Origin of the sequence: Nocardiopsis sp. NPDC058789, assembly GCF_042745575.1 — a bacterium.
GTDB lineage: Bacteria > Actinomycetota > Actinomycetes > Streptosporangiales > Streptosporangiaceae > Nocardiopsis > Nocardiopsis eucommiae.
Genome location: NZ_JBHYOW010000007.1, coordinates 134,398 through 146,515, shown reverse-complemented (window position 1 = coordinate 146,515; position 12,118 = coordinate 134,398). Strand labels below are relative to the sequence as shown.

Below are 12,118 nucleotides of genomic sequence, written 5' to 3'. Positions count from 1 at the left end.
GTTCACCTGTGTCCGCGAGACCTCAGCGCCTGGTGAAGCGGTACCCCGCGTGGTGCAGCACGTCTCCGTCGAACTCCCCGAAAGCCCAGAAACCCAGGTCGTCGAGGTAGTCGATCCGGGATCCGTCGACCCAGTACCGGCCGGTGTAGGCGCTCTCCCTGTCTCCACGCGCCTCGTCGTAGCGACCGTTCGGCAGCAGCTCCTGGCGGACGAACCCGTTCTCCTCCACCCACAGCCCCGTGTGGGGGTGGAGCGGGTCGTGGACGGGCTCCTTCACCCGACCCGGGTCGGCGTCCGGCTCCTGGACCGGCCGCCCGTCCCAGACGCGGACCCGCCCGCCGGTGATCTGCACGTCGAGGCGGCCGTCCCCGGCCGGGGCGGTTCCCTCGGGGGCACCGGGCGCGTCGGCGTACCGGAACACGGCGACGTCCGCGGGCCCGCCCGGGGTCAGGGTGCCCCCCGCGTCGTCGCGGGTGAGATCGAGGGTGGCGGGCAGGACGACGGTGCCCGAGCAGTCGACCACGATCATGCCGTCGTCGCCAGCCGCCGTCAGCAGGCCCGGACCGACCCCGACGATCACCCCTCCTCCGATGAGGACGTCCGCCCGCGTCCAGTCGCCCATCAGCGGGTTGTTGGTGATGACGACGCCGCCCGTCAGCAGCACCGGGTGTCCGCCCGGGTCACCCAATCGGGCCAGCAACGCCTCGTCGCGACCCGGCCGGGTCGCGGGGCTCGGGGCGCTCGACTCGGGAGCGGTCGTCGGGAGGCCGTTCGTGTTGCTCCGTGTGTCCTGACCTCGCCCGGTGGCGTTCACGCGTCGGGCATTCGTACGGTGTCGCTCGCGCGGTCCTCTCCCGGACCCCGCCGGGCCGAGGAGCCGGTCCCGTGAGACGCGGACCTCTCCCCGCAGGGCGTCCAGATCGACGTCCAGCACCCTCCCGCCCCACTTGCGCGGCTCGCCGTTGACCAGGACGGTGACGATGTTGCGGGCGTCAGCGCCCAGGACCACGGTGCCGACCGGGTCGTTCAGCGGCATGTTGTTCAAGTCCTCGGCGGCGATGACCAGGAGGTCGGCGCGTTTGCCGGGGGTGAGCGACCCGGTCACCCCGGCCAGACCGTTGGTCCGTGCGCCTTGGAGGGTGGCGAAGTCCAGCACGTCGTCCACGCCGATCCGGACCGGTTCGGCGTCGGTGCCGTAGGCGGCGTTGACCGCGCGCATCCGCTGCACGGTGTGCAGGGCCCGCATCTGGGTGAACATGTCCCCGGCCAGGGCCACCTCCACGTCGACGCTGAGCCCGGGGCGCACACCCACGGCCAGTGCCTCGTCGACGGCGGGGACCGCGGTCTCCAGACCGATCTGGGCGTCGGAGGTCGGCGCCAGGGAGACCGTGGTCCCGGTCTCCCCGATCAGCCTCCACGCCTCGTCGGTCAGGCCGGTCGCGTGGATCAGGGTGACGTTCGGGCCCAGGAGCCCCTGCCGGGCCCAGTCCCGCACCGCACGGGAGGACGAGGCGCCGAGGACGGCGTCGACGCTGACCCCGACGTCCAGCTCCCTGGCGACGCGCGCCAGTCCGGGCCCGTAGGCCAGGGACGGCCCGGCGATCTCGTCGGTGGCCAGCGCCCCGACCCGCAGGGTCAGCATCCGGTCCGACCCGCCCCCGTACTCCTCACGGAGTCGGGCGAGGTCCCCGGGCCACTGCTGGTCCCAGTCACCGAAGTGCGGCCCCATCGCGGCGTGGACCCCGCGGACGCCGCTGTCCACCAGGGCCCGGACCGCCGCGTCGGAGTGCTCGCGCGACCTCGAGTTGTGCGAGAAGTCGAGCATGCAGGTGATGCCGGCGTCGATCGCCGACAGGGCGGCCAGCCGGGTGCCGACGTACATGTCCCGGGGCTCGTAGAGGGGCGCGTACCCGGCCAGGGTGGTCGTCACGTAGTCCACGAGGTCGTCCACGTCCGGCATGATCCGGCGCAGCTGGGACTGCCAGGCGTGCCGGTGGGTGTCCACGAAACCCGGAGTGATGATCGTGCCCGTCGCGTCGATCACCACCGCGTCCCCCGCCTCCGGGACGGGACCCACCCGGGCGATCGAGTCCCCCTCGACCAGGACGTCCGCCCGTTCCAGCGTCCCGATCTCCGGGTCCATGGTGACGACGGTCGCGTTGGTGAAGAGGACGCGCCGCCCGGGGTCGTCGGCCCGGCGCCGGATCTCCTCCAGGGCGAGGGGGCTCCCCGGGTCGTGTGCGGTGGTCTCGGAGCTCATGGAGTGTCTCCTCCGTCGAGTGCGGCGCGGTGGAGGGGGCTCCACCGCCGTCACCCGAAGTCTCGTCCCGCCGGGCCGAGGCGACCAGGTCGCCGTCATCCCTGGTGCGCGACTCCCAGTGACGGGGCGGCGCCGCCCGGGGCCCCGGTCTCACTCGAACCGGCGCCGACCGTTCCGGTCCCGGACCGCCTGGTCGCCCCCGACGTGGGGATCGGCGTGCAGGGAGCCGAGCAGGGCCAGCGCACCCTCCGAGGCACTGCCCCGTGCCGCCTGGTAGACGATCAGCTGCTGCCCGGGGGCGCCGTTGACGGTGAAGCTGTCGTAACGCAGGTCCAGGTCGCCCGCCTCGGAGTGGTGCAGCGGTTTGGCGTCGCCCGTCTTGCCCCGCACGTCGTGCCGTGCCCACAGGGAACGGAACTCCTCGCTCTTGAGCGCGAGCTCGCCGACGACCTCGTTCAGCCGGGGATCGTCCGGGGTCAGGCCCGCCGCGCGGTGGAGTTCGGCGACGGTCGCCGAGGCGGTCCGGCGCCACTCGCGGTGGAAGCGCCGCGCCGCCGGATCGAGGAAGACCATACGCGCCAGGTTGTCGTCCAGCGTGAAGTCGGCGTGCAGGGCCTCGGCGAGGCGGTTGCGCGCCAGGACGTCCAGGGGGTGGTCCAGCACGAAGGCCGGAGTGTCACTCCAGCGTTCGAGGAGGCGGGCCAGGTGCGGGGAGACCCGTGTGTCCCGGCGGGCCCGCCCGCTCGGGCGTCCTCCGGCGCGCGCGAGTCGACGCAGGTGCTCCGTGGCGTCCCCGTCCAGGTCCAGCGCCCTGGCCAGCGCCTCGACCACCTGCGTGGAGGGGTGGCGTTCGCGGCCCTGTTCCAGGCGCATGTAGTAGTCGGTGCTGACCCCGGCCAGAAGCGCCACCTCCTCGCGGCGGAGACCGGGAACCCTGCGGCGGCCGTACACGACCAGTCCGAGGTCCTCGGGGCGCAGCCGTGAACGTCTGGCGCTCAGGAACTCCCCGAGGTGGGACCGGGGATCGGAGCTACGGTCGGTGCCCATGGCTCAAGGCTAGGCCGGGGCGGTCCGGGCCGGAAGTCGTGAGGGTGGGTGGGGCGCACCCACCCGACACTCCCCCGGTCCCGTACTCCGGTCAGAACCCGCTCGCCTCCGACCGCTCCGGAACCGGGTCCGACCGCGGTACCGGCGGTGCACCGAGCTGCGGCAGCGCGCGCTCGGCCGCGTCCAGGTCCGCCTGGAGGTCGCGGTCATCGGTGTCCGCGTCGCCACCGCCCTGCGCGCGGAAGGCGTGCCAGGCCCGGTGGAACACCGCCGTGTCGCTCCCCCGCATCGCCAGCGCCCGCAGCGACGTGAGGAGTTCGCAGGCCAGGAGGGTGCGCAGGGCCGTGGTGGCGGTCTCCGACTGCCGCACGGCCAACGGGGCGAAACTCGCGTCCTCCTCCGCGCCCCGGGAGAGGACCACGGTCTCCAGGGACGCCGGAGCGGCGGCGGCGCGCAGGACACCGTAGGCGGAGGCCGCCGTGTACTCGACGATCATCGTGCCCGAGGAGCCCGCCGATCCCGTGGCGAGGAAGGCGGGCAGTCGGGTGACCTCCGGGTCGGACAGGGCCCGCAGGCGCCCCAGCAACGCCGGGGCCGCCTGGGCCAGGGCGAGCCGGAGGGCGTCCAGGCGCAGGGTCAGGGCCGCCATGTGGAACCCGCCGTGGTGCACGACCCCCTCCCCCACCACGAGCGGGTTCTCCTGCGCGGTGGCGGTCAGCGCGCCGACGTGCGCCGCGAGGTCGGCCAGGGCGTCGACGACGACCCCCTGCACCTGGGGCGCGGCACGGAACCCGAAGGAGTCCTGGACCCGGGCCGGCCGGACGGGGCCCATGAGTTCCCGCAGGTCCCGGGCGACGGTGGCCGCGCCCGGCGCGACGGCCGCGCGGGCGGCCTCCGCGGAGAAGGCCTCCGGGTTGGCGCGGCAGGCCAGGGCCGACAACGCCGTGGTCACCGTGGCCACCCGCATCAGCGGTTCCAGGTCCGCGACCACGAGCGCGGCCCTGCCGATGGTCAGGGCGTTGCTGCTGACCAGCGCGAGCGCGTCCGTCCCGGGGAACCGTCCCATGGGAACCCAGGGGGCGCTCGCGGGGCGTTCCCCCAGCAGTGCGAGCCCCGTCCCGGCGAGCGCCGCGAGGTCGCCCGTGCCCACGCCGCCGTGCTCGCGGACCTCGGGGAGGGCACCGGTGTTCAGCATCCTCAGCAGCGCCCGGGTCGTTCGCGGGGACACCCCGGAGCCACCCACCGCGATCTGGTTGATCCGCACGACGAGCATCGCGCGGACCGCGTCCTCGGGCAACGGAGCCCCGCCCGCGGCCGCGTGGCTCCGCAGCAGGCGTCGGCCGTGCCCGTCCACCCCGGCGGCGACGTCCCGGTTGGCCCCCACCCCCGTGTTGCGTCCGTACACGGGCCCCCGTCCGGCGGCCCGCTCGGCCGCACGGTGCGCGGCCGCCACCCGGGCCCAGGCCTCGGAGGTCATCGAGACGGGTTCCCCGAACCGGGCCACACGCGTGATCCGACCGCGGTCCAGAGGCGATCCGTCCAGGCTCAGCATGCCCGCCTCCCTCCAGGTTCTGCCATCAGATGGCAGCATGGTTCCATTGTATGAAAACAACCCGATCTTCGCCCGTCTCCCGGGCGGATTTCTCAGCGGAGGAAGCCCGTGGCTGAGCAGTCGACCCGGACCGTCGAGAGGGCCCTGGAACTCCTGGCGGTCGTCGCCGAAGAGGGAGAGGCCTCACTCACCGAGTGCGCGCGCCGGACCGACCTGGCGCCGAGCACGGCGCTGCGCCTGCTCCGCACCCTGGAGTCCACGGGGTTCGCCCTCCGAGGGGAGGACGGCGCGTTCCGCCCGGGCCACCGGTTGATCGGCATCGGCGCGAAGGCCCTGAGCCACGACTCGCTGGTCACCTTCGCCCAGCCGTCCCTGGCGGAGCTGGCAAGGGCCACAGGCGAGTCCAGCTACCTCTGTGTGGGCACCCCGGACCAGGGGGTCCTGTACATCGCCCAGGCCGAGGGCAGCCACACGATCCGCCACGTCAGCTGGGTGGGGCACCGCTTCCCGCAGGACGGTTCGGCCGTCGGCCGGGTCCTGCGCGGCACCCTTCCGCCCGAGGGGTTCACGGCCGCGACCTCCACCGTGGAACCCGAGGTCATGGCCATCGCCGCCCCGGTACACGCGGCCACGGGAATCGTCGCCGTGCTCAGCGTGGTGGGCCCCGCCTACCGCCTGGACCAGGCCCGCGTGGAGGAACTGGGGTCCCTCCTGACCGCCGAGGCCGAGCGGGTGTCCACCCTCCTGGGCGGACCCTAGGCGGCGGCCCCAGGGCGCTGACGGCGGCGCGCGCCTTCGTCAGACCCAGCCCGGCGTCCATCAGGGAACGGGCTTCGGGACCGCCGCTGACGAGGGCACGGCACCCAGCAGGAGGTGCTCGAACCCCACCTCGGCGTGCCCGGCGAGGGAGGCCTCCCGTCCTGCCGCGGTCTCGATGGCGGCGCGGTCGCTCTGGTACTTCACGCTCGCGGTCAGCCTGGCCGTCATCACCTGGCGGCCCGGAGGCCTGGAAGTCGCCGTCGTCCTCGACGCGCTGCTGAACACGGCCACCTTCCTCCTCGCCACGGCCGTGCACACGGACCTAGGCAGTGCCGTGGTGGACCGGTCCGCCGGGGTCGGATCCCCACGCGGACCACCGAGGGAACCGGGCTGAACACGATGTCCGAACGGATGGGCGCGTTCGGGGGCCGGGTCACAGCCCGCCACGAAGGCGCCTGGTTCCGTTTGGAGGCCACGGTCCCGCTGCGCGGAGGCTCCACGTGATCCGGCTGCTCGAAGCTGACAACGAACACCTCATCCGGGACGCCGTCGTAGGGCCGCCTGTCCTGGAAAAGGACCTCGAGGTGATCGGCCCGGCCGCTTCGGCCCCTGGCCACGACCCTGCGGGTCCGTCCGGACTCGGCCCTGCTCGACCTGCAGCTGCCCGGCCCGGACGGCATCGAGGCCACCCGCCGACTCGCGACCGAACTGCCCGGCTGACGCTGCGTCATCGTGACGTCGCAGGGGCGGCCCGGCTACCTGAAGTCGGCACTCACCACGGGCGCGCGGGGCTCACGCGTTGATCCGCGCCCGGATCGTCGCGATCCCCGGTCCATCCCTGCGTGCGCGGGGCTCACGGTTACTGACCTGCGACGGTGCGGTCCGCCATCTCCTCTTGTTCATCGGACCGGCCGACGAACGCGGGAGCGGCCAGCCCCCGGAGAGGGGGCTGGCCGCTCCGGTACCTTCTAGCGCTTCATGCCCTTGGCGATGGCGTCGATGATGCTCGGGCGCAGCTCGGCGGCGCTGATGATGGCGTCGACCGAACCCACCTCGACCGCGCGCTGGATGCTGTGCACGCCGTCGAACTCCGTCGCGACCTCGCTCAGCTTCTCGGCGCGGACCGAGGCCTGCACCTCGGACAGCTCCGCGTTGAGCTCGGCGCGTTCGGCGGCTCCGGCCTCCGACGCCCGGGTCTGCAACGCGGTCACGCGCGGGTCCGTCGCGGTGCGCTTGTTCACCTCACCGGCGAACACCACCGCCGCGGCCGGGGCACCACCCAGAACCGACGCGAACGACCCCTCCAGGGCCAGCACCGTCATGTTCGGGTTCAGCGCCTTGGAGAACACCACGAACGCGCCACCGTGGTAGCGGGAGATCACGCAGAACACGATCGGGCCGTCGAAGTTGACGATCGCCCGGCCGATCTCCGCCCCGTACTCCAGCTGGAGCTTGCGCATCGACTCCGGCGAACCGTCGAACCCGGACAGGTTGGCCAGCACCACGAGCGGGCGGTTGCCCGAGGCGGCGTTGATCGCGCGCGCGGTCTTCTTGGACGAGCGCGGGAACAGCGTGCCCGCCGTGTAGGTGTCGGGACCGTCGGTGGGCGGGAACCCGCGCCGCGCCACCGAACGGGACTCGATGCCCACCAGGCAGACCGGCCAACCGCCGATGTGCGCGTCCTGCACCGCCGAGGTGTCGGCGTCGGCCATCCCGGCCCAGCGCTCCAGCACCGGGTGGTCCTGGTCGGCCAGGGCCCGCATCACCGTGCGGATGTCGAACGGCTTCTTGCGGTCCGGGTTGTGCTCGGCGGAGAAGATCTCCCCGACCGTGGTGAAGTCGCTGCCCTCCACGGAGTGCGGGAAGTCGGAGACGTCCCGGTGGTCGGGGTCGCTCGTGACCGCCCGGCGCGGCCCCTCCTCGCCCGGCAGCACGTAGGTGTGGTCGTAGTGCGCCATCAGCACGTCGCGGGCGGCGGGCAGGTTCGGCGCCCAGTACTGCGCCTGGCCGTTGGGGCCCATCACCCGGTCGTAGCCGCCGATACCGAAGTTGTCCTCGGCCGACACACCGCCGGAGAAGTCCAGCGACTGCTTGCCGGTGAGCACCATGGCGGAGTCCGGTGTCATCACCAGGATGCCCTTGGTGTGCATGAGCATCGTCGCCTCGGCGTTCCAGTACGGCTGGGCGCCGACGGTGATCCCCGCGACCACGATGTTGATCTCGCCGCCGTCCTGGGTGAACTCCACGATCCGCTTGAGCGCGGCCGCGACCCAGTCCATGTTCTCGGTGCCGGAGGTCATCGAGATGCGCGCACCGGCGGAGAGGGCGAACCACTCCAGGGGCACCCGCATGTTCTCGGCCAGGTCGATCGCGGCGATGACCCGCGAGCACTCCGGCTCGGACAGCGCGCCCAGCGCCTTGGTCGGGTCACCGAGCAGGACCACGCGGGTGACGCCCTCGGGGTGGCGCTCGGTGGGTGTGGTGACCACACCGGCCACGATCGCCGCCGTGTTGCGCCCCCGGGGCCGGTCCACCGGCACCAGCAGGCCGTTCTCGTCGAGGTCGTGCTCGACGAAGGCGCCCTCGGGCCCGGTGAGCATGTCGGTGAGCTCGTACGGGTAGACGGTTCCGCGTCGGGCGGCGCGCAGGACCTTCTGGCGGTAGTCGTCCAGCGGCAGCACCGGCTCGGTGGACGGTTCTCCGACGTGGACGCGGGCGTCGCTGCCCGGTTCCAGGGCCACGCGCACGGCCATCTCGGTGAGCTCGCCCGCCTCGGTGCGCTGGCGGGCCACGAACTGGACCTCCTCCAGCCCGGCGCCGTCGGTGGTCGGCAGGATGCGCTCCACCAGGGCGTTGAGCTCGTCGATGCTCAGCTCGGTGGGCGGCCACACGTACATCAGGATGCGGTTGGTGTCGAAGCGCTTGTTGTGCGGGCGCTGCGCCTGGATGTTGCGGATGGCGTCCAGGCAGGCGGCGAGCGTGCCCTCCACGGCCGGAAGCGCGACCAGGCGTCCGTCGGCGTCGCGGAGCGGGGTGAGGTCACGGACCTGGCCCAGCGCGATCAGCCGCTCGTCGGACGGGTTGCTGCGCGCCACGGCCTTGACCAGGTAGACCTCCTCGTCGGCGGACGGCAGACGGGTGAGGTCGAACTCGCGTAGCCGCTGGAGCTGGAGCCGCTGCGCGATCTGCGGGTGCAGGCCCCGGATCAGGCGGTCCTCGACCAGTGCCCCGTCCTCCGGACGGAAGGTGAAGTGGTGGTGCATGACCGCGCCGCTGGTCCCGGCGACGGTGGCGGTGACCCTGCGAACGCCCTTGGGCAGCGTGTGGTCGGCCAGGATCCCGGCGAGCCGCACCGCCATGGCGTCGGCGTCCGGCTGGTCCTCCCAGGTCACGTACAGGTCGGCGACCAGACCGTGTTCCGGGGCGTCGGCGGCCAGTTCCGCGACGGCCCCGAGGGCGTCGGGCAGGTCCGCCAGGTCCACGGCGGTGGCGACCACACGGGTCACCCCGTGGGCGTTGGTGTGCTCGGTGGTGACGAGCTGACAGCCGCCGCTCTGGCTCGCGGTGACCTCGGACAGGCCGCGGTTGCCGTAGTAGCGGCGGGTCAGGACCTCGAGCAGCGGGGCGTGGTCCTTGCCGGGTCGACCGATCCGCTGACCGATCAGGCGCACCAGCGGCTCGGAGCTGGCGACCATGGTCTGGATCCGGTCGGCGCGGTCCGGGGAGTGCGGTTCGCGGTCCAGGTGGCGCAGCTCGTCGCGGACGGCCGCGTAGACCCTGGCGCGGTTGCGGCGCAGCAGCGGCTGGGTGAACCAGCGGAACACCACGCCTCGGGCGAGGTCGGACACGGCCGGGAAGCGGACCTGCGTGGCCTCGATCAGGTGCTCCAGGGCGAGCCCGGCGCGTTCGCCCAGCGGCTCCTGCGGCGGGGCGTCCGCGAGCCAGCGGCGCAGCAGCTCCGCCACGATCGTGACGTAGCCGCCCATGCGCTGCTGGGCGAGGAAGATCCGGAAGACCGCGTCCTCCAGCTCCGGGGTGCGGTCGAGGTCGGTGACGCCGTAGTGGGAGAGGACCCGGGTGAGCCTGTTCTGGTAGCCCTCGATCACCCCGGCGCGCTCGACGTCGAGGCTCTGGAGGTAGCTGTGGAAGTACTCGCGGGGGCTGTGCACCCGGTGGTCCTGCTCGGCGTCGACGGCGCCGCCGGGCTTGTTGCGGCTCAGCTCGGACAGGTCCGCGAAGACGGTGAGCAGGTCGAGCTCGCCCTCGATCGGCTCCGCGCCGAGCTCCTCCCGTGCGGTGAGGTAGTCGGCGAGCACACGCGTGCGCTCCTCCGGGGAGAAGTCGAAGCCCAGCAGCAGGCCGCGCAGGTCGCTCAGGCCCTGGTCGGCGCGGGCACCGGCGGAGGCTGCCGGAACCGGTGCGGGCAGGTCGATCTCGACGACCTCGTCCCGGGCGTCGGTGTCCTCGGCGTCGTCGTCGCCCAGGGGCTCCAGACGCATCAGCGGGGCGCCGGTCTCGACCTGGCCGCCGACCGCCACTGGGCACTCGCGCACGCGGGCGCGGAACGGCGCACGCAGCACCGTCTCCATCTTCATGCTCTCCAGGACCAGGATCGGTGCGCCCGACTCGACCTCGTCACCGACGGCCAGCGGGGTGGCGACCACCAGTGCGGGGGCGGGTGAGCGGACGACGCCGCCCTCGTCGCGGCTGACCCGGTGGGTGACGCCGTCGATCTCGACCAGGTGGACCGGGCCGTGCGTGGCTGACACGAGCCGGAACCGGCGGCCGTTGACGGTGATGTGACCGCTGTGGTCGTCGAACCGCTCCACGTCGACGTCGGCGGGGTGGACGTCGCCGCCGCCGGAGACTCCGACACGGAACCGGTTGTGCCCGATCCGGGCGACGCTCACTCGGTAGCTCACGCCACGGAGCTTGAGGTCCAGGGGTCGGCCGGTGTCGTGCTGCACCTGGGGACGGCCGCCGTGCGCGGTGGACAGCAGCTGCTGGCGGCTGGCCTCCTCCTCGTCGCGGTAGGCCTCGATGGCGGCCGCCGCCAGGGCGACGCCGGAGTGCCGGTGGGCGACGAGGCGGCCCTCGGCCCGCACGCGGTCGATCCACCCGGTGTCGGCGCTGCCGTCGATCACCTCGGGCTGGTCGAGCAGGTCGAGGACGAAGCTCTTGTTGGTCGCGCCGCCCTCGATGATGACGGTGGTCTCGGACATGGCGCGACGGAGGCGGCCCAGCGCCTGGTCGCGGTCGCGGCCGTAGGCGATGATCTTCGCGATCATCGAGTCGAAGTCGGCGGGGATGCTGTCGCCTTCGCGCACGCCGGTGTCGACGCGGATGCCGGGGCCGGAGGGCATGTCCAGGCGGGTGATGCGGCCCGGGGAGGGCGCGAAGTCGCGGTCGGGGTCCTCGGCGTTGAGCCGGGCCTCCACGGCGTGCCCGACCTCCGCGGGCTGGGTGCCCTCCAGCTTCCCGCCGGAGGCCACGAACAGCTGCATGCGGACCAGGTCGGTGCCGGTGGTGATCTCGGTGATGGGGTGCTCGACCTGGAGGCGGGTGTTGACCTCCAGGAAGGCGAACAGCCGCTCACCGGGGTGGTAGAGGAACTCGACGGTGCAGGCGCCCCGGTAGCCGACGGCCACGGCGAGGCGCTCGGCGGAGGCCTTGAGTTCGTCGGCCTGATCGGGGTCCAGGACCGGGGAGGCGGACTCCTCGATGATCTTCTGGTTGCGGCGCTGCACGGAGCAGTCGCGCACGCCCAGCGCCCACGCGGTGCCCTGGCCGTCGGAGATGACCTGCACCTCGACGTGTCGGGCGCCCGTGACCAGGCGCTCCAGGAAGACCACGCCGGACCCGAAGGCGCGCAGCGCCTCCTGACTGGTGCGCTCGTAGGCGTCGGTCAGGTCCTCGGCGGAGGCGACCATGCGGATGCCGCGTCCGCCGCCGCCCGCCGTCGCCTTGAGCATCAGCGGGTAGCCGATCTTGTCGCCCGCGCGCAGGGCCTCCTCCAGGGTGGCGACCTCGCCCCGGCTCCAGGGGGCGACGGGGACGCCGACCTCCTCCGCGATCAGCTTCGAGCCGATCTTGTCACCGAGCTTGCGCATCGCCTCGGGGCTGGGGCCGACGAAGGTGACGCCGATCCGCTCGCACAGCTCCGCGAAGGCGGGGTCCTCCGCGACGAAGCCCCAGCCGACCCAGGCGGCGTCGGCCTTGGTCTCCAACAGGGCGCGTTCGAGGACCGCGAGGTCGAGGTAGGGACGGGCCGAGGCCGGACCCAGGTCGTAGGCGACGTCGGCCTCACGCACGAAGGTCGAGTTGCGGTCCGCGTCGGTGTAGAGGGCGACCGTCTCGATCCGTGCCCCGGTTTCCGCCGAGAGGTCCCGGACGGCGTGGATGAGCCGCATCGCGGCCTCTCCACGGTTGACGATGGCGACACGACTGAACACCGAATGCCCCTCCCAAGTACTGCAACGCAGAAGGCGACGTCCGGATCT

The 12,118-nt window shown here is 73.0% G+C and carries 6 protein-coding genes; 2 read left to right on the top strand and 4 right to left on the bottom strand.

The genetic code is table 11. The features are described 5' to 3' along the window. Nucleotides 1–22: 22 nt before the first annotated feature. The 3 genes from ACFW3L_RS12160 to ACFW3L_RS12150 all read right to left on the bottom strand — a co-directional run bounded on the left by ACFW3L_RS12160 (nucleotide 23) and on the right by ACFW3L_RS12150 (nucleotide 4,898). Nucleotides 23–2,260, bottom strand: coding sequence for an Atu4866 domain-containing protein (locus ACFW3L_RS12160; protein WP_378739329.1), 2,238 nt, complete (start codon nucleotides 2,258–2,260; stop codon nucleotides 23–25). A 150-nt stretch (nucleotides 2,261–2,410) separates the two neighbouring features. Beyond that, nucleotides 2,411–3,307, bottom strand: a complete 897-nt coding sequence (locus ACFW3L_RS12155) for a helix-turn-helix domain-containing protein (protein WP_378739327.1) — start codon at nucleotides 3,305–3,307, stop codon at nucleotides 2,411–2,413. Nucleotides 3,308–3,398: 91 nt separating this feature from the next. After that, nucleotides 3,399–4,898 carry an aromatic amino acid lyase gene (locus ACFW3L_RS12150; RefSeq protein WP_378739325.1) on the bottom strand — a complete coding sequence of 500 codons (1,500 nt, stop codon included), beginning with the start codon at nucleotides 4,896–4,898 and terminating at the stop codon, nucleotides 3,399–3,401. 69 nt (nucleotides 4,899–4,967) lie between these two features. Here ACFW3L_RS12150 and ACFW3L_RS12145 point away from each other — a divergent pair, with 69 nt between their 5' ends. Beyond that, nucleotides 4,968–5,618 (top strand): IclR family transcriptional regulator, encoded by a 651-nt coding sequence (locus ACFW3L_RS12145; protein ID WP_378739323.1) that lies wholly within the window; start codon nucleotides 4,968–4,970, stop codon nucleotides 5,616–5,618. Nucleotides 5,619–5,793: 175 nt separating this feature from the next. Further along, nucleotides 5,794–6,012: a hypothetical protein gene (locus ACFW3L_RS12140; protein WP_378739321.1), complete on the top strand. Its 219-nt coding sequence runs from the start codon at nucleotides 5,794–5,796 to the stop codon at nucleotides 6,010–6,012. Nucleotides 6,013–6,586: 574 nt separating this feature from the next. Here the strand turns inward: ACFW3L_RS12140 and ACFW3L_RS12135 are convergent. After that, complete coding sequence (locus ACFW3L_RS12135) at nucleotides 6,587–12,070, bottom strand: biotin carboxylase N-terminal domain-containing protein (RefSeq protein WP_378739319.1); 5,484 nt, start codon at nucleotides 12,068–12,070, stop codon at nucleotides 6,587–6,589. Nucleotides 12,071–12,118 lie beyond the last annotated feature (48 nt).

Coding starts and splice junctions, on each gene's coding strand:
- ACFW3L_RS12140 (WP_378739321.1), top strand. CDS start 5,794: ATGGCGGCGCGGTCGCTCTGGTACTTCACGCTCGCGGTCAGCCTGGCC.
- ACFW3L_RS12160 (WP_378739329.1), bottom strand. CDS start 2,260: ATGAGCTCCGAGACCACCGCACACGACCCGGGGAGCCCCCTCGCCCTG.
- ACFW3L_RS12155 (WP_378739327.1), bottom strand. CDS start 3,307: ATGGGCACCGACCGTAGCTCCGATCCCCGGTCCCACCTCGGGGAGTTC.
- ACFW3L_RS12150 (WP_378739325.1), bottom strand. CDS start 4,898: ATGCTGCCATCTGATGGCAGAACCTGGAGGGAGGCGGGCATGCTGAGC.